The sequence below is a fragment of the Moorena sp. SIO1G6 genome (assembly GCF_010672795.1).
GTDB classification, from domain to species: domain Bacteria; phylum Cyanobacteriota; class Cyanobacteriia; order Cyanobacteriales; family Coleofasciculaceae; genus Moorena; species Moorena producens.
In genome coordinates this window covers 58,178-76,147 of the sequence record NZ_JAAHFZ010000012.1, presented here as the reverse complement: position 1 = coordinate 76,147, position 17,970 = coordinate 58,178, and the positions used below count along the sequence as shown (strand labels likewise).

Sequence of the window (17,970 nt, the reverse complement as noted above, 5' to 3'; positions counted from 1 at the left end):
GTGCATTCTAGATTAATTTGTCAGTAGCTTAATTAATCAATTGCGATCCAACTATTAAACTAATGCATCACAACCTCACAATTTTTAACATTTAGCTGTTTGGCCTGGCGTTGCTTAATAATAAAATGATTTTAAGAGTTTTGTAGAATAGGCATCTTGCCTGTTCGGCGATCTTTTGGGGCGGGCAGGATGCCCACTAATCTCCTATTCATTCAAAGACTGACGCAACGCCTTTGGCCTTAGTCCTGTCTTCCCACTGTGCATGTCTTACGCCAGCTAGCAGCTTGGGACAACAAGGAAGCCGCAAAATTCATAGCGTCTTGAGCCGACTGTCCACCAGCTAACTGAGCGATTTCTTCCTGCCGCTTTTGGGGATGATTCAGGAGACTAATCCTTACTACAGTTCGAAGCTCGGGCATTCCAGATTCCGGGATTTGGGTAACTACTTGAGTCCTGCCAGAGCGGTTAACTTGAGGGGAAGATGGTTGTTTCAAAATGCTAGAAATCGGTTGAGCAATCACCTGTTTATCCACCCTAAAATGTTGGTCTGCCATCGCAGCAATTAACGGTTGGTGAGTCACACAAAGAACTTGGTGGCGTTGACTGAGTTGGTAGAGTCGTTCTGCGATCGCTCCTGCTACCCGACCAGACACCCCAGCATCAATTTCATCAAAAATTAAGGTTGTTCCTGGCTGGTTACTGCTGGAAAAACAGGCTTTCAGTGCCAGTAAAAATCGACTCATTTCTCCACCGGAAGCCGTCTTAGCAAGAGGTTGCAAGGGTTCTCCGGGGTTGGGAGAGAAGTAAAAGGTGACTTGATCAGCACCAGCTGCCGTGGGGACAATGGGGCTGATTTCCACTGTAAACTTTACCTTCTCCATAGCCAAGGGCTTTAACTGGTTAACCAGCTGTTTTTCCAGTTCTGACCCAGCCCTATAGCGCAATTTGGTCAGTTGATCACATTCATCGGTCACGTTTTCCTGACTCAATGCGTAATTTCTCTCTAATTGTTCTAGAGATGCACCTTCACTGCCTAATTCTTCCAGTTCTGCCTGTAGGCTCTCATAGTGAGCGATTGCCTCAGCAAGGGTTGGTCCATATTTGCGGCAAATTTGTTTAAGAACCCCAATTCTTTCCTCCACCACTTGGAGACGTTCCGGATCAGTCTCTAGTCCATCTCCATAGGCATTAATCTGATGGGCAGCTTCCACCACTTGAGCCAATGCTCCACTGACTAAGTCTAGTAGAGGTTGCAATTGACTATCATAGTCTACCATATCCTGTAAGGTACTTTCCGCTTGACCCAATAAGTCAGCACTAGCTAAAGTCCCCTGATCATTATGGTAAAGTGCTTGATAGACTTGGTAACTCCTCTGTTGGAGTTCCACAACATGGTTCAGACGCTGGTGTTCACGTTCAAGCTGTTCAAGTTCGTCAGGAGCGCTAAGGTTGGCAGCACTGAGGTCTTGAATTTGATACTCTAACCAGTCCAGACGTTGTAGGCGTTCTTGCTGAGACTTTTGCTGTGTCTCTAGAGCTTTCTTGGCCTCTTGACAAGCTATATACGCAGATCCAACTCGATCTCGCTGTTGGATCACAAGGGAACCGCCGTAAAGGTCGAGTAGGCCTCGTTGGCGTGCTGGCATAATTAGCTGTATGGTTTGACCCTGAGCAGTAATTTCTACCAAGCGCTCACGCAGTCCCTCCATCAGTTGCCGATTAACTATCGTGCCATTGACCCGAGAACGCGATCGCATGCCTTTCTCTGTTGCGGTAATCTCTCGGCTACAGACTAAATCGGCTTGATCAAGTAAGTCAATCTCTTGCTCACTCAACCAGGCTATCAAGGGGTTATCTACCGAGAAGGTGGCTTCTAGCAAAGCCCGTTTAGTCCCTGTGCGAATCAGCCGATTGGTTACTTTTCCCCCCAGGGCAATATCAATGGCATCCAAAATAATGGACTTACCCGCACCGGTTTCCCCAGTCAACACATTTAGACCAGCACCGAATTCCACTTCTACGTGGTCAATTAAGGCAAAGTTGTGAATTCGCAAATAAAGTAACATTGAGCAAAATTCACTGTTGGGCAAATTGTGATATTAAACACATTTTGTAACAATTTAGGAAAAGTCACACCCTAATACCCAATTGAAGTCTAAGGGTTAACTCTAGTAATCGTTGAGCGTTCACCATTCAGTTTATCGTCAAGTGTCCACTAAAAATCAGTATTCTTACGCAGAAATGGGTTATTCCACCATTCTGGTATGAAGATTGCCGAACCTTTATTAAGTTTTAATGATATCCCCCTTTTGTTACAATAGTTTACAGAATCGCTTCTGTTTGTCCGTCGGAAATATCTTCTTATGAATCCTAAAACAGTTTCCCCAACTTCTGTTCAAGCACTAGACTCACAGGCTGATGCGGACAGGTCAGTGGTACCAGTGTCGGGAACTCAGAGCTCAGTTGAGGAAGAGTTGAGCTCGACAACGGAATCCTCTGTCTTGGAAACAGACAAACCACGCTACGACCCGTCAGCGATCGCAGCCCAGTACCAGAACGCATACCTGTCAGTTCTAGGGCGGTCTTTTACCATTATCTGGTCATTTATATCGTTGGCTCTAGGTATGTGGTGGGATCGGTTTCGGGGTCGGGATGTTACCAAGAACCAGCGCAGAGCGATTCAACTGCGGGAAATTTTAACCGACCTAGGACCAGCTTACATTAAAATCGGACAAGCTCTTTCCACACGACCGGATTTAGTCCCACAAGTTTTCTTGGATGAGTTGACGCTGCTACAAGACCAACTCCCAGCCTTTGAGAATGAGGTGGCTTATAAATTTATTGAGGAAGAATTAGGCGATCGCCCGGAAAATATTTTCGCTGAACTGACTGAAAAGCCTGTGGCAGCGGCTTCCTTAGGACAGGTCTATAAGGGCAAACTCAAAACTGGGGAAACTGTTGCGGTCAAGGTACAGCGACCAGGATTGGCAAATAAAATTACCCTAGATATTTACATTCTACGCCGTCTGGCACAGTGGGTACAAAGCAATGTCAAGCGGGTGCGCAGTGACTTGGTTGCCATCATGGATGAGTTTGGTGCCCGGATCTTTGAAGAGATGGACTATCAGCATGAAGGGCGCAATGCTGAACGCTTTGCCAAGCTTTACGGCAAACTACCGGAAATTTATGTTCCCCGAATTTACTGGGACTACACCGGGCGTCGTGTCCTGACTATGGAATGGGTAACGGGTAGTAAGCTGACGGATATGGAGACAATCAAGGCTAAAGGCATTGATGCCAAGCACTTGATTGAAGTTGGGGTAAACTGTTCCTTGCGACAGCTACTGGAATACGGATTCTTTCACGCTGACCCTCACCCTGGAAACCTGTTAGCCACTTCTGACGGCAAGCTGGCTTATATTGACTTTGGGATGATGAGCCAAGTCAAGAAGTATCAGCGCTATGGTTTGATTGAAGCTGTTGTCCATCTGGTCAATCGTGACTTCCCTGGTTTGGCCAAGGACTACGTGAAGCTGGAGTTTCTGACCCCAGATACAGACCTGACACCAATTATTCCTGCCCTAGGCAAGGTTTTTAATAATGCCTTGGGAGCCAGTGTGGCAGAACTCAACTTCAAGAGTATCACTGACCAGTTATCAGCTTTGATGTATGAGTATCCCTTCCGGGTACCCGCTTACTACGCCCTGATTATTCGCTCCCTAGTCACCTTAGAAGGGATTGCCATGAATGTTGAGCCAGATTTCAAAGTACTCAGTAAAGCCTATCCTTATGTAGCCAAGCGCTTATTGACAGATCCATCACCGGAATTACGGGCATCCTTGAAGGATTTACTGTTTAAGGATGGCGGTTTCCGTTGGAACCGTCTGGAAAACCTGTTGCGCAATGCTGGAAATTCTCCAGATTATGATATCAACCAAGTCTTAGATCAGACCCTAGACTTTATTTTTTCAGATCGAGGAGCTTTCATCCGGGAGCAGTTGGTCAATGAAATTGTCAAGGCGATCGATAGCTTTGGAAGACGGACATTGGATAACGTCAGTTATGCCTTGCAGGAACGTCTAGGCTTAGAAATAAATAATAAAGATAATCAAGACAAGAAGCCAGAAGATAAACCCGAAAGTACTGAGAATATCCAACGGATTTGGCAAATTTTACAAGACACTCCTGGTTTTGACCTAATGCAATTGTTGCCAGTTATTCCTCAAGTGTTGATAAAACAGGAGACCCAGGAAATGGGACAAAAAATTGCTGGTGGTTTGGCACAGCGAGTAATTGCTCGGATGATTCGGGATGCTTTACTCCAGGATAATCCTGACAATGGCACCGCTAACGGTCATGGCCAGGGCTCAAACCCTAACTTAGTTTTGCCCCCTGCTGCTGCGATGCGATAGATTATAGAAATTTTATTTGGAAATGCGGTTAGAGGTTGAAGGTTGAAGGTTAGAGGTTGAAGGTTGAAGGTTGAAGGTTGAAGGTTAGAGGTTGAAGGTTGAAGGTTGAAGGTTGAAGGTTACAGGTTACAGGTGACGCAGTTGAAGCTTACAGGTTACAGGTTACAGGTTACAGGTTACAGGTTACAGGTTACAGGTTATTAAACTTCCAAACTTTCAACCATCCAACCTTCAACCTGACAACCAAACAACCTGACAACCTTGGCCAAAAGGCCACGCGATCGCTGAAAGCGGGACTTTGTCCATCGCGTTCAACCAAACAACCTTGGCCAAAAGGCCACGCTACGCGAACAACCAAACAACCTTGGCCAAAAGGCCACGCTACGCGAACAACCAAACAACCTTGGCCTTTGGCCACGCTTCGCGAACAACCTTCAACCATTCAACCTAAATCTGCCCAACAAATCCGGAATCTAACAACTCCAAGACGTAGGTTACAGTATGACTAAGAGGGATTAATCTAGTTTAAACCTATGTCTAAACTACAAGAAGCATTGGAATTCATCGAGAAAATTGAACGTGATAACCCTGGTAAATCCGCTTATGAAATTGTTAATCATTTGCGTGGGTACACTAAGAAGGCATATACTAGTAGATTATGGAGTACAGCTACGGGGTATCACCAAGAGTATATTCGAGATGAATTTGAAGGAAAACTCAATATCAATGAATTGGTATTAAGTGGTGAAATTACCGACTTTGGTCATTTTATCGGTTCCCTTTCTGATCAAATTGATCAGCCTGGATTCCAATGGTCAGATTTTACTAGCTGGACTGGTGACCATACCTCATGGGCTGGAGATATTGGTTCGGCGATTGTGGCCTATCGAGACCCCAATGACAACATAGATGTTAACAGTGTCGAGGAAGCTTTGGATAGGTTAGCCAGAGATTCTGATTATACTGCGGATATTGCAGCTTACGTAGTAGGAGAAATGATTAACTCTCGTAAGCAATCTTCCATTACTCAGGCGATTTATCAGTATAATTCTAAGTCCTACTCAGAAAATGTTAGGACGTTTATTAAAAAGCGTTTTGGCGCAGTTATTGAAGAAGATAAACTTAAGAATCCGGCTGGGCTTGATTCAAAAATGCGTAGCGCTATTTCTACTTATATCCAGTTTTCTTCAGCCTATGAATCCTTAAAGTCTCTCAAGGATTTAGCTAAATTACCTCTAAATTTAGGCTCAGAAGATAACTCTATACCTAATAGTGTTGATATTTTTAAAGGTTCTCAACATTTTATCAAGCATATAGTCAAGTATGGCAACTTAGATGGTTTACTATTTAAGCCATACCAAATACCTGGGATGTCCTGGCTAGGAACCGTAAACTATGAAGTTAGAGTACCGGGCTGACTTAACTAGTTCATTAGTGTTAAATCGGGAATCGGGAATCGGGAATCGGGAATCGGGAATCGGGAATCGGTAATCGGGAATCGGTAATCGGTAATCGGTAATCGGTAATCGGTAATCGGTAAGAAGTAGTTTTGGGAGCTTAAGAGTATCTTTAAATATATCTTTTATCATAGTTTTATATCATGTTCGGATAATTATTTATAAAACACCATTATCCTTGAAACCTTACTCCTTTACTTCTGCCTTTCCCCTCCTGGGAGGGGTTAGGGGTGGGTGCCTTCTGCCCTCTGCCTTGCTTTCCCCAAAGTATAAGTATTCAACCGGACATGATATTACTGAATCGTAAATACTTCTACGGTAAAACTGGTAAAGCCCGATCGATCATAGTGGCGAGTGCCTCGTTGCAATAAAGTCTGGTTAACCAGCCAATCCACTGCCACAAAAAACGCTTTTCCACTCTCTACCTGTGCCGGACAACTGATTGCAATACGGTTGGTAAAGTGTAACCTCAGGTAATCTTCAGCTAAATCGTCTAACGGTTGCCATGAGGTTACTACTGGGCCTGAAATTTGCCAGTCCGGGGTTATTGTTTGCACTGTTCCTTGCCAGTCGCTACTAATTTCATGGGCGGGAGGTAGAGCAGGCACATTCACGAAATGTCCTAGGTGTTCCGGAAAGACAGTAAAGCGTTTTAAGCTGCCACTTTCATCGTATTTGGCAATCGCAGTAGCACGACTATTTTCATATCTTAAACATATATCGGAAAAAAACGTGGAGCCGGATTTTACTGTGGTTGAACCCCAGGAAAAGCCATTGTCTAAAAACAAGCCGGTTGTGATAGGTTGCTTGTAGGGTTTAAAGGTTTTTGTCTCCGTCTTGCCATTAGCATAAGTATAGTGATTTTGGTGATGTATTTCACGACAATCTGCTGTGGGACGAAAGCTTCTAATACAGCGCCAAGATTCTATGACGTCTCCTGTGGTTGAGTATCTAGTCCAAATCCCATAGAAGTCTCCTGAATAATATCGACAGAACTTCTTCCAATTTTGGAGTTTTCGATCCATAGGTTTATTCTGTTATATATAGCAGTTTGAAATTGGTTGAGGTACAAATTTATGGTTTTTAGGGAGTAGGGAGCAGGGAGCAGGGAGCAGGCAAGAGGCAAGAGGCAAGAGGCAAGAGGCAAGAGGCAAGAGGCAAAAGGTAAGAAGCAAGACTGAAAAAATTATGTGTACCTCATATCTATAATAAAGGCTGTATCATCACTACTTATATAGTTGTTATATAGTTTAATTTTGGCTATCAATCAAAACTGTTATTTTACTTATTTTATATTCGACTTTAACACCAAAAATCGGTAGTATAGGTTTTTATATGTTACATTATTAATGTGTTAGGTAATGTCTGTATAATTACCCTTAATCAAACTATGCCCCATCTCCCCATCTCTGATTAATTACTCTTTAAGGTTAAACCGGATAACTCACCGGATGAATTATAGTCAACTAGCAGTTGTTGTCTAATATTAGGATTAACTTGCCAATCTCCAATCACAACGAAAGACATTTCTGGTTTTAGTTTGGGGGGATAACTTAATGATATCCCATCTGGATAATAAAAGGTTTGATAGTCTGGATATTCCCAAGCTAAATGAGTTGGTGTTGGCTGAGATAGTTGAGTGACTGGGGTAAGGGTAATTGCTAATCCTTCTTCCCCATTAAGGATATCTCGATCGGGGATTAAATATGGGTTAAGTGTCCAATGATCACAGGGCTTTTGTAAATCTTCCTCTCGGATACTAACTGTTTTATCTAATTCCCCATCTGAGTTATACACTACTACAATACTATGGCGTAATTCTTGATATCTAAACCAGAACTCTACTGCAAATAACTCCCCTGGTTCAAATCGATTTACTGTCCAAATAGCCGAGCCTTGTTTAAACATATACATAAACGATGCTTGAGCGGTTTGTTCAGCTAAACCATTGATTAAACTGTTTGGAGTATTGTGGAAAAATTTCTCCTCTTCAGTTCCATTATCATACATATATACGTTAGTTTGGGTAATGTGAGTCTGCTCAGCATTAATGATAGAGCATCGACTACCTACAAAGGTTTCTATCACTTCACCTTGAGGGGAATAAATTGTCCAAGACCCATACCAATTCTGTAAATGATGGGTGATCAAATTACTCCAGTTATGCTGCTTTAATTGTTCAAATGTCTGATTCATCGGGATTGTGTGAAGTTTTATTACAAAAATAAAAGGGAACAGCGGATCTGGGAACAGCGGATCTGGGAGCAAAAATTATCACAATTTATTTAGGAGCCCTAGATATCCGGTTTTTATACTGTTTTTTTAAATCTGTCCTATAATGGTTGGTAATTTGAAGGGCTACAAACTTAACTCTGGAAAGATTAGCGTAGGGTAAACGGTAATTATAAAAGAGTTATGGATAATTGTGGGAACCTTTACCAATTAATAATTAGCAATTCCAAATAAGCAATTACTAACTACAAATTACCAATAAATAACTGTGTTCGATCAGGTAGATAGGGATCAGGTCAAATTTTTAGAACCTATGAACTATAGCAATTCTCTATGCCATGAGGTTGAGAAGCGTACCTCATAAATCCTATAAACGCTATATGTACGATCACAGCAAGCTAAAACCCATGAGAGGGCTATAGCTTTTTTATAAATGCTCTGCATAAGTGATAGCTCCCGATAGATAGTCCTTTTTAGCACACTTTATTTCTCTGAAGGAGAAACTTGTTATGACAGCTGGGATGAATTCCGATCCCCCCAGAGGTCAAAACCTCGCCAGCACCATCGTGCTGGTAGTGGCTTGGCTTTTGGGTAATATCTGGGCACTGCAATGGCTATTTGAGTCATTTAAGTATGCATCACTGCTAAATCTGATGCTAATCGGTGTTGTGATCATGGCTTGTTTGGTACAGCTATGGCGCGATCGCTTAATTATAACTGTGTCAGCAACTCCCACCTTAAGACTCTATCCGCTGTTGCTAATGTTAGGGTCTGGGATTAGTGCGATCGCATTCAGATGGTTGGTGTATATCCCACAACTCAACTTACTCCTATTCCTACTGGGTAGCTACGGGTTATGGGGCTTGTTTATATCACCATCCCTTTGGCGTAAAGGGTTACCTGCTGCAATTTTACTTGCCTGTGTTGTCCCTTTCAGCACTGAGTTTAACAGTGGTTTGGGTTTTCCAGTAAGGGTGATCACTGCTCATGCTGTGGAACAGATGCTATCAGCTTGGCACATTGTAGCTATCTCCTCCCACGACATTATTGTCATGGAAAACGGCATTGCTCAGGTAGATTTGCCCTGTAGTGGTCTGAAAAGTTTGTGGACAGGGACTTTGTTTTTACTGGCAGCTACTTGGTTAGAACGTCGTCAGCTGGGAATACGTTGGTTACTGGTTTGCACTGCAAATCTGGTGCTGCTAGCGATCGCTAATACAATCCGGGTGCTGCTGTTAGTCATGATTATAGAAGTCTGGCAACAGCCACAAATTGCTGAAGTGCTACATCTACCGCTAGGACTGATGGGTTTTATCTTGGCCTGCGCCTTCAGTTGGATGCTGCTGCAAACCGTTCCTCAGAATTCCGGGGGTTTGATGTTGGCCACAACTGTGTTTAGGGATTTGTCATTGCTGGGTAAAGATAAGAAACAAGGAAGTTTGAAGAAAGGAAACCCCCATCGAAACGGAAATTTAGGATATTCGTCTAATTCCGGTCTGGCACTAAAGGATGATCAGTGGCGGCTAAACAAACAAAACGGGCATCCCCAGGCTACTGCTCTAGTTAAGACTGGTGTCAGCTATCAGTTTCAGCCAAAGTCTAAGAGTATCACTTGGCTGCTGATTGTAGTTATCGCTCTAGGGCTGGTAGGTCAAATTCAACCAATTCAAGAGAAGGTAAATGCGATTGCATCGATTCAATTACCCCAGCAACTGGTATCTGAACCATTACCTCTAACGGAAGCTGAACAGCGATTTTTTGATAATCCTGCCTTACCTATTGCTCAAAAGCAACGGTTTGTCTATGGCAATCTCTCCGGTTCAATGCTGTTGGTAGCCAGTAGCGCTTGGCAAGCTCACCATCCACCAGAATTATGTTTGGTGGGCAATGGTTTCAAGGTAGACTCCATTAAGCCAACCTTGCTCAATCAGTCAGTAAAGGCACGGTGGGTATCTCTGCAAGATGGCAAACGTTCAGCAACCTACTGGTTTCAATCACCCCAGGGCACTACAGATGATTTCCTATCCCGAATCTGGGATTATATCGCCCATCGCAACAAGACTTGGGTGCTAGTTTCTGTCCTCTTCGATAGTGAACACAATCCCGATAGTGCTGAGATTCAGACTTTTGCTAGCACTATCCATGATGCTATTCATCAAAGTTTAACGTCAGCGGTCAGCGGTCAGCGGTCAGCGGTCAGTGGTCAGCCGTCAGCCGTCAGCCGTCAGCCGTCAGCTTATTTTATTCAAAAGCTGTTCGGTTTAGCTTGGCCGTAGGCCAATGGCTGATAGCTGATAGCTGATAGCTGATAGCTGATAGCTGATAACTGATAGCTGATAACTGATAACTGATAACTGATAGCTGATAGCTGATAGCTGATAGCTGATAGAGCAATACAATGAAACAAAAATCTCTAAAACAAATCCTTGATATCAGTTTTTACAGTATTTTTTGGCTGTGGAATCTGATGTTTCTCACAGTTGTCTATGCTGGCATCTTGCCAATTATTGGTATTCTGTTAATCCAGGAGACCTTTGATGGTGCTATTCCTGTTGATTTCTTCCTTACGTTTTTAGCATTGATTGCAGTACCAACTGTCTGTACTGTAATTGGTGGTTGGCGTCTCACGATGCAACCAAGGGAGTTAATGCGCTTGTTTTATGGTGTGGAAGCACCCTTGTTTGCTTGGTGCCTAATTCGTTTGTTCTTGATCCGGGAATTTACCACTGTTAGCACCTTAGTATTGGGTACAGTTTTGGTGTGTATCCTGGCATTTGCTGCCGAAGTGTTATGGGGATATGATGCTAATCGTAAATCAGTAGCATGGCTACAACTAATCGCTCACACCTTGATGCTTTTGATTAGTGTTTATGTAGGATTGTTGGTGTTTTTTTATGTTATCCCTGCTGCTGGTGCTTCCATCCAAAATTTCTTCAAATTTCAATGGCTAGCTCAGCTGTGGGCAGTGTTTATCTATGGTAATATAATCGGTTTGTTCATGTTACTCCTATTTGGATTTAGCATTACCATATTTCTAGGAATGCCTTCAGTATTTACAGCTCTTTATCTTCATTCTGGACACCGGATATTAAGGGCTTTTGCTGGACAGTATGGGCGCAACCGGGCGATTCAAGGGGCAGTAGCTGTGGTTACTGTCTGGATAATTCTGTTCTTTTCCTTGAATGTACAAGCTCAAGTCGAGGCGTTTAAGCTCCTAGAAAATTACCCAAAAACTAATAGCGATCGCCAAGCCTTGATAGCTAAGTCTGATGTAATTCGCACTGGATTAGTTAATGCTAATTTGTTTCCCTATCGGTATCTGAGTAGCCGAGACGAGAATAACCATATCTACGCTATGTACAAAGATGTGTTTGACTTGCCAGATAACCTGTGTGAATTTTTACAGAATAGCTACAATCTGGTTATGTCACCGTTTTTGTATAAGGGCTCCCGAGACGATGTCCAAAAAGCTCAACAGCTTTATGGGGAATTCTTTGATACACCACTTCAGAAAGCGGAACGAAAATCTGTTCAACATGCTTTACAATCTACAGCGATAATTGACCAAGCTAAGGCTGGTTTGTTGAATATCGATCAAGAACGGGTGTGGCTGCAAAAGCAAGAGGTAACCTTAGATGCCCATGGGGATTGGGCAGATGTAGAAATCTACGAGGTGTATAAGAATAAAACTACTGATGTTGAAGAAGTACTCTACTATTTTTCCTTACCAGAAGGGGCAGCTATTACTGGCTTGTGGCTAGGTGAAACCGATGACCGCAATCAGCGCTTTCCATTTCAAGTCTCCCCACGGGGTGCTGCCCAACAGGTGTATAACTCCCAGGTCAGGCGATCGCGTCCTGTGGACCCAGCGCTGCTTGAGCAAGTCGGACCCCGGAATTATCGTCTCAGAGCATTTCCCGTTCCTCCTCCGCTATACTCATGGGAGAAAAGAAATGGTAGCGATCGCGCAACGGAAATGCATCTGTGGCTGACCTACAAGGTGATGCGACAAGAGAAGGGTTGGCCGTTACCTGAATTAAACGAACAACGGAATATCTTTTGGACAAATCGCACCAAGCGCATCCGCAATGGTAAAGTAAAACGGGGTTTTTATGATCGGTGGTTAGAAGCATATTTACCAGCAGATCAACCCCAGCAACCCATGGTTCATCAGGTGAATTTAGGGGATGGCTACCGCATCTCGGCGAAACCGTTAGACCTGTTGCAGAAATCAGCAATAGGAAACACTAACCTCTCGACATTAAAGGATAAGCGGTTTGCTGTCATTCTCGATAGTTCCAGGAGTATGGCTGCTCAAGCATCCCAGGTCAAACAGACATTCACTTGGCTGCAACAACAAGGTTTTGCTGATCAGAGCTTGACTAACAATGATGCGGATTTGTACATCACTGACGCAATAGATAACAAGATCGAACATCAAGCTAAACGCATTGATGATATCAGTGATTTTGATCCTGCTGAGATTACCTTTTATGGCTCTATCCAACCTGAACAGATGCTGCAACAGTTTGAACAGTTGCGTGGCAATACCCCCTATGACGGGATATTACTGGTGACTGATCAAGGTAGTTATGAGTTATCTGAGGATAATAACAATGTGGCGGTGGTGGCTGCACCCCTGTGGATGGTTCATTTAGGCAATCAATTACCCTCAGCCTACAATGATACGATTCTAAAATTGATTCAAAATAGTGGTGGTGGTGTCTCTACCGATATCCAAGGGGTAATCCAGCGGATGGCCACTCAAGAAGCCTTGGGGTCATCGGTGGTAAGTGTGGCCGATGGCTATGCTTGGTTTATGGAATCAGCAACTGCTGAGACTCCTAGTGAAACTGGATTTGAACCACTGGCGGCCAGGCAACTTATCCTAGGGTTGAGTGGAAACCTGAATGGTTCTCTAGAAGAACTGGATCGGATTCATGGCATCGCCAAGACTTATGACATTGTCAGTCCCTATTCATCCATGATTGTGCTGGTGAATGATGAGCAACGACGGATGCTCAAAGAAGCAGAAGCGTCGAGCGATCGCTTTGACCGAGAGGTGGAAACTGGGGAAGAACAGTTGAATCAGCCGTCTAATCCCTTTAGTGTTTCCGGTGTTCCTGAACCAGAGGTATGGATGTTGATTTTGATCAGTGCGATCGCACTTTTGATTATTAGCAAACGACAAAAAATTACCGTTGACGGTTAATCCTCAATAGTTGTCAATTATTTCATCAATTAGCAAGGGCAAAGTATGGAGAGTTTCAACTTTGCCCTTTTTTTTTACTGTTTCAGACAACACGAACAAAAATCTCTTCTTGATGCAGTCGCTCATGAGGGAAACCCCCAAGACCGCGCTGCATCGCTCCAGCAACTCGCTCAGCTGATTCCAACGCTGATTCCATCCCAGGAGATGGGAGCGCCGTCATTAGTTTGTAGTCATTATTACATTATTTGATTATTTTAATATTTCATTTTATTGTGTACTATTACAATCCTCTCAAATAGTTTAATTTTTATGTACTTGCCATGGTAACAAGAAGACAATTTAGCAAAATTGTTGAGGAATTCTAATCAATTGAACTGAGATACTTCAATGAGTAATAGTCAGTCCACAGGATTGCCTCTTTGGGTGCAGGAAAGAGATACAGTTATCGCCAATGATGCTGGGGTTGAATGGCGAGAGGGCAAACGCCCTGATTATGCCCAAACTAATCAATTTCTTAAGAAAGGGAGTAAATTCAATCATCCAGAGGGGTCTTTGGAAGCGATCGCTCAAAACTTAGTCAGAACCTTCGAGATGGAAGCCTCCTATAAAGCTAATCCTGAACAGTGGTTGTCTATTGTTGCCGACCAGTTTCGGATGAGCACTAACGGTGGACCAAAGTACAATGCCCAGACTGTTGCTGATATCGGAACATACAACGTATTTCTTGGGGATACGGAACACTATCGCTCCACAGAAGAAACCTTTGAATCATCCATAGAAATTTTCCATAAGGCTTTTCCTAATGGCTTTCTCTGGGAACTGATGGAAGTGCTTTCCGCACCTCCTAATGTCACCTTTAAGTGGCGGCATTGGGGGACGTTTAGCGGTTCCTTTAAAGGCCATGAACCCACAGGAGAAACTATAGAAGTTTTTGGCATCAGTATTGCTCGGGTTACTGAAGACTTGAAGATTGTCTCCTTGGAGCATTTCTTCGATAACAGTTTGTTTCTCAAGCAATTAACATCAGGCTGTCCCTTCCACTCTTAAAATTTAAATAATTCGTAAGCATTCAGCTAATGCGCTACGCCCACCCTTGGCCTGTGGCCACGCTGCTTGAGGTGCGAACAGCTTTCAGCTTTCAGCTTATGGGCGTAGCGTGGGCTTTGGCCAAGGGCTTTTTCCCAGACTTTCAATTCGATAAAATCTCACCTGAGTTCGACGTAACCCTGGAAGCCTTAATCTACCGTAGTTGCTCAAAGCCTGTATCCCCCATTGTTGCCTCAAGGGTTCCCGAAGCCTAGCCTGCTTAGGGCTAATCGCTTATACTCAGATCTTGCACCAAGTTTAAAATTTACCTGTCAAGTTAGGGAACAGGGAACAGCGGATCTGGGAACAGTGATAAGATTTGACTATTTCAGTGCTGAAATTGATTGTTATCACTTCCGTTATTAAGTTTTTTTGTACTGGTGCAAGATCTCAGTTATATGGAAATCAGGTTAGGTAGATTATCCCCCATCACCCGATCACCCCATTACCTGATTACCCCATCTATTCAGGTCTGTGATTGCTGTACACTGGCAAAAAAGAAGTCTTGAAGCAGGTTTGAGGACTTCTTTTGGAGGCTGAAAGTCCCTCTCTTAGGAGGTTTTGTAAATAAAATTAACTTTTACGAAAAAAAAATAGTAGGCTTCTTGTATAATTCTCGACATAGAGGTATGTAACTATTTATAGATACCTACTTACCATCTCTCTCTGAAAATTCAGGAGTAAGTTTCATGGTTGTATTAATAGGCGGTCCAGGTAACGATACCTTGATGGGCGGGGCTGGTGATGACACCCTCAGGGGGAATGCTGGCAATGATAGCCTGGTTGGCGGGGCTGGTGATGATAGCCTGGTTGGCGGAGCTGGTAAAGATACCCTGATTGGCGGAGCTGGTAAAGATACCCTGATGGGCGGAGCTGGTGATGACACCCTCAGGGGGAATGCTGGCAATGATAGCCTGGTTGGCGGGGCTGGTGATGATAGCCTGGTTGGCGGAGCTGGTAAAGATACCCTGATTGGCGGAGCTGGTAAAGATACCCTGATGGGCGGAGCTGGTGATGACACCCTCAGGGGGAATGCTGGCAATGATAGCCTGGTTGGCGGGGCTGGTGAAGATAGCCTGGTTGGCGGAGCTGGTGATGATAGTCTGCTTGGCGGAGCTGGTAAAGATACCCTGATTGGCGGAGCTGGTAAAGATACCCTGATTGGCGGTGTAGGTAACGACTCTCTGTCTGGCGGTGTAGGTAACGACTCTCTGTCTGGGGGCTTAGGTAATGATACCATCGTAGGTGTAAATCCCAGCAGTAACAATCCAGGTGTTAATGAAATTGATACCTTAACCGGAGGAGCTGGTGCTGATACATTTGCGATTGGAAATAGCAATAATCCTTACTATGTCGGGGGGGGAGGACCTGCGGGTCTCAATGACTACGCTCTAATTACAGATTTCCAATCTGGTACGGATAAAATTCAACTCAAGCAAGGCATCAACTATACCTTTGGTTCCAACTTTATCGCTCTCGATTCTGGTTCGGGCTTTGATGTTATTGCTATAGTTTCTCCTGGCTATGACCAAGGGGATCTGATGTTTGTATAACGACTAGTACACCGTCTCGGAAATAACTGACTAGTTAAAATCTCCTTGATCTGGCCCGTTTCCCCCTTTTCTTCCTCTCCGTTAAACTGAGTACTCGAACCATTGTGATTAATCGTTTGGTGGGCAGTGCTTACTTTGGCTATGGCCAGCTTGGTGAATCTTTCTGGTGCACTGCCCACCCTACATCAACCTGAGTACTCGAACCATTGTGATTAATCCTAGGGTGGGCAGTGCCTAGGAACGGGCAAAGCCCAGCTTGGTGAATCTGTCTGGTGCACTGCCCACCCTACATGAACCTAAATGGGACAGGGGATGTGGGTGAATGGGTACGCTAAATCCCCAATTGTCTGATTCACTTGTCTGATTCAGACGCTACCCCAAGTTATGACTTTTGTCAATAACTTGGGGTAATTTTTGTTTCTAAAATAGAATTTATCAATTCGGTGAGATACTTGCGTATAGGCGGTTTCGACGTCTAATTAGTACATATGTACATAGTAAGTTAACTTCTAGAGAAAAAAAAATAGTAGGCTTCTTGCATAATTATCCAAATCCAGGTGGATAGCTCTTATAGATACCTACTCACAATCTCTAAAAAATTCAGGAGCAACTTTCATGAATACATTAATCGGCGGTCCAGGTAATGACTTTCTACAAGGAGACAACAATGATGATAACCTGATCGGGCTTGCTGGCAATGACACCTTACTAGGTTTGGGTGGCAATGACCTTCTTGATGGGGGTGCTGGCAATGACATCCTGGCAGGGGCTGCTGGGGAAGATTTACTTGATGGCAGAGCTGGCAATGATTTATTAAGCGGTGGTGATGGTATTGATCTTCTAGATGGTGGTCAAGGCAATGATACCCTGATTGGCGATCGCGGTGATGACAATATCAATGGCGGAAATGGTAATGACCGACTGATTTGGAATAACGGTGATGGCAGCGATATCATGGAAGGGGGTGCTGGCTTTGATGTGGTAGAAGTCAATGGCGCAGATGGTGCCGGAGATAACTTTGCCCTCAACCCCTTTGGCCCCAGGGTACGCTTTGAGCGGTTGAATCTCGGTCTGTTCAACCTGAATGTCAATGATGTAGAACAGTTTGAGATCAATGGTCTTGGGGGTGATGACACCTTAACTGTTAATGACTTGTCCGGTACTGATGTACAGCTGGTAGTCTTTAACGGCGGTGATGGTAATGACCTTCTCGATGGAACCAATGCTGTGTTACCTTTGCTTGGTATTGGAGGTAATGGCAATGACACCCTGATTGGCGGAGCCGGTGATGACAACCTCAGGGGTGATGCTGGCAATGATAGCCTGGTTGGCGGAGCTGGTGATGATAACCTAATTGGAGATGCTGGCGATGACACTCTGATTGGAGGTGATGGCGATGACAATCTGGTTGGTGGAGATGGTAATGATGTCCTAATCAGTGGCAACGGTATTACTACCTTTACTTTTGACAGTGGAGTAGCTTTCAATTCAAGCGATTTGGGTCTCGATAGCATTACTAACTTTATCGGAGGTCAAGACAAAATTAGTCTGGAACAGGACACCTTCACTGCGCTCACTGGTACCTCCAGTGGGGGCTTAGATAGCAGTGAATGGGCGGTTGTATCTGATAATAGCCAGGTAGAAAGTAGTGGTGCTTTGATTGTCTACAACAGCGAAACCGGCGGTCTATTCTACAACCAGAATGGCAGTGCAGGTGGTCTGGGAAGCGGAGCTCAGTTTGCTACAATCGACACCAGCACCTCGGTAGATTTCACAGACTTTGAGGTATTTTAAGTTAATTAAAAGTTAACTTATCTAGCATTTATCAATTCGGTGAGGTACATTTTGGATTTTAGGGACTGAGGCCGTGGGCCACGCGGGGCGCTTTCGGAGCAGGGACTTCGGAGCAGGGAGTAGGGAGTAGGGAACAAATCCTGTGTACCTCACTGGTGATGAGAATTGCTATAGTCGTTTTTTGTTGAAGGTTGACAGTCAACCTTCAACCTTCAACCTTCAAC

Annotated in this window: 14 protein-coding genes; 9 read left to right on the top strand and 5 right to left on the bottom strand. The window is 44.0% G+C overall.

Annotated features, from left to right (window positions below; translation table 11 throughout):
• Positions 1 to 239: 239 nt before the first annotated feature.
• Positions 240 to 2,066, bottom strand: a complete 1,827-nt coding sequence (gene recN, locus F6K63_RS13560; RefSeq protein ID WP_287312357.1) for a DNA repair protein RecN — start codon at positions 2,064 to 2,066, stop codon at positions 240 to 242.
• A gap of 297 nt (positions 2,067 to 2,363) precedes the next feature.
• Here recN and F6K63_RS13555 point away from each other — a divergent pair, with 297 nt between their 5' ends.
• From F6K63_RS13555 to F6K63_RS13545, 3 genes are all read left to right on the top strand, one after another.
• Positions 2,364 to 4,412, top strand: a complete 2,049-nt coding sequence (locus F6K63_RS13555; RefSeq protein WP_287312356.1) for an ABC1 kinase family protein — start codon at positions 2,364 to 2,366, stop codon at positions 4,410 to 4,412.
• A gap of 325 nt (positions 4,413 to 4,737) precedes the next feature.
• Entirely contained in the window at positions 4,738 to 4,863 is a 126-nt protein-coding gene (locus F6K63_RS13550) for a hypothetical protein (protein ID WP_287312355.1), read from the top strand.
• Positions 4,864 to 4,945: 82 nt separating this feature from the next.
• Positions 4,946 to 5,830, top strand: coding sequence for a hypothetical protein (locus F6K63_RS13545; RefSeq protein WP_287312354.1), 885 nt, complete (start codon positions 4,946 to 4,948; stop codon positions 5,828 to 5,830).
• Here the strand turns inward: F6K63_RS13545 and F6K63_RS13540 are convergent.
• The 3 genes from F6K63_RS13540 to F6K63_RS13530 all read right to left on the bottom strand — a co-directional run bounded on the left by F6K63_RS13540 (position 5,792) and on the right by F6K63_RS13530 (position 8,065).
• Positions 5,792 to 6,001, bottom strand: coding sequence for a hypothetical protein (locus tag F6K63_RS13540; protein WP_154659718.1), 210 nt, complete (start codon positions 5,999 to 6,001; stop codon positions 5,792 to 5,794). The genes F6K63_RS13545 and F6K63_RS13540 overlap by 39 nt on opposite strands.
• Before the next feature lie 161 nt (positions 6,002 to 6,162).
• On the bottom strand, positions 6,163 to 6,894 hold the full coding sequence (locus F6K63_RS13535) for a DUF3598 family protein (RefSeq protein WP_008181574.1): 732 nt from the start codon (positions 6,892 to 6,894) through the stop codon (positions 6,163 to 6,165).
• 388 nt (positions 6,895 to 7,282) lie between these two features.
• The gene (locus F6K63_RS13530; RefSeq protein ID WP_287312353.1) at positions 7,283 to 8,065 is read right to left on the bottom strand and encodes a DUF3598 family protein; all 783 of its coding nucleotides are present in this window, start codon (positions 8,063 to 8,065) and stop codon (positions 7,283 to 7,285) included.
• A gap of 545 nt (positions 8,066 to 8,610) precedes the next feature.
• Here F6K63_RS13530 and xrtO point away from each other — a divergent pair.
• Complete coding sequence (xrtO, locus tag F6K63_RS13525) at positions 8,611 to 10,377, top strand: exosortase O (RefSeq protein ID WP_287312352.1); 1,767 nt, start codon at positions 8,611 to 8,613, stop codon at positions 10,375 to 10,377.
• A gap of 122 nt (positions 10,378 to 10,499) precedes the next feature.
• Positions 10,500 to 13,313 (top strand): TIGR02921 family PEP-CTERM protein, encoded by a 2,814-nt coding sequence (locus tag F6K63_RS13520; protein ID WP_287312351.1) that lies wholly within the window; start codon positions 10,500 to 10,502, stop codon positions 13,311 to 13,313.
• A gap of 82 nt (positions 13,314 to 13,395) precedes the next feature.
• Here the strand turns inward: F6K63_RS13520 and F6K63_RS13515 are convergent, their stop codons facing one another.
• On the bottom strand, positions 13,396 to 13,533 hold the full coding sequence (locus tag F6K63_RS13515) for a hypothetical protein (protein WP_287312350.1): 138 nt from the start codon (positions 13,531 to 13,533) through the stop codon (positions 13,396 to 13,398).
• A 167-nt stretch (positions 13,534 to 13,700) separates the two neighbouring features.
• On the opposite strand from F6K63_RS13515, the gene F6K63_RS13510 reads away from it, so the two are divergent.
• From F6K63_RS13510 to F6K63_RS13495, 4 genes are all read left to right on the top strand, one after another.
• Positions 13,701 to 14,360, top strand: a complete 660-nt coding sequence (locus tag F6K63_RS13510) for an ester cyclase (RefSeq protein WP_287312349.1) — start codon at positions 13,701 to 13,703, stop codon at positions 14,358 to 14,360.
• Between the two features lie 29 nt (positions 14,361 to 14,389).
• Positions 14,390 to 14,614, top strand: coding sequence for a hypothetical protein (locus F6K63_RS13505; RefSeq protein ID WP_008181557.1), 225 nt, complete (start codon positions 14,390 to 14,392; stop codon positions 14,612 to 14,614).
• A gap of 474 nt (positions 14,615 to 15,088) precedes the next feature.
• Complete coding sequence (locus tag F6K63_RS13500; RefSeq protein ID WP_287312348.1) at positions 15,089 to 15,952, top strand: calcium-binding protein; 864 nt, start codon at positions 15,089 to 15,091, stop codon at positions 15,950 to 15,952.
• Positions 15,953 to 16,567: 615 nt separating this feature from the next.
• Positions 16,568 to 17,746: a calcium-binding protein gene (locus tag F6K63_RS13495; protein ID WP_287312347.1), complete on the top strand. Its 1,179-nt coding sequence runs from the start codon at positions 16,568 to 16,570 to the stop codon at positions 17,744 to 17,746.
• Positions 17,747 to 17,970: the final 224 nt, after the last annotated feature.

Bases quoted from the DNA above. Each gene is read 5' to 3' on its own strand.
- recN (WP_287312357.1), bottom strand. From the start codon at position 2,066: ATGTTACTTTATTTGCGAATTCACAACTTTGCCTTAATTGACCACGTA.
- F6K63_RS13555 (WP_287312356.1), top strand. From the start codon at position 2,364: ATGAATCCTAAAACAGTTTCCCCAACTTCTGTTCAAGCACTAGACTCA.
- F6K63_RS13545 (WP_287312354.1), top strand. From the start codon at position 4,946: ATGTCTAAACTACAAGAAGCATTGGAATTCATCGAGAAAATTGAACGT.
- F6K63_RS13540 (WP_154659718.1), bottom strand. From the start codon at position 6,001: ATGATAAAAGATATATTTAAAGATACTCTTAAGCTCCCAAAACTACTT.
- F6K63_RS13535 (WP_008181574.1), bottom strand. From the start codon at position 6,894: ATGGATCGAAAACTCCAAAATTGGAAGAAGTTCTGTCGATATTATTCA.
- F6K63_RS13530 (WP_287312353.1), bottom strand. From the start codon at position 8,065: ATGAATCAGACATTTGAACAATTAAAGCAGCATAACTGGAGTAATTTG.
- xrtO (WP_287312352.1), top strand. From the start codon at position 8,611: ATGACAGCTGGGATGAATTCCGATCCCCCCAGAGGTCAAAACCTCGCC.
- F6K63_RS13520 (WP_287312351.1), top strand. From the start codon at position 10,500: ATGAAACAAAAATCTCTAAAACAAATCCTTGATATCAGTTTTTACAGT.
- F6K63_RS13515 (WP_287312350.1), bottom strand. From the start codon at position 13,533: ATGACGGCGCTCCCATCTCCTGGGATGGAATCAGCGTTGGAATCAGCT.
- F6K63_RS13510 (WP_287312349.1), top strand. From the start codon at position 13,701: ATGAGTAATAGTCAGTCCACAGGATTGCCTCTTTGGGTGCAGGAAAGA.
- F6K63_RS13505 (WP_008181557.1), top strand. From the start codon at position 14,390: ATGCGCTACGCCCACCCTTGGCCTGTGGCCACGCTGCTTGAGGTGCGA.
- F6K63_RS13500 (WP_287312348.1), top strand. From the start codon at position 15,089: ATGGTTGTATTAATAGGCGGTCCAGGTAACGATACCTTGATGGGCGGG.
- F6K63_RS13495 (WP_287312347.1), top strand. From the start codon at position 16,568: ATGAATACATTAATCGGCGGTCCAGGTAATGACTTTCTACAAGGAGAC.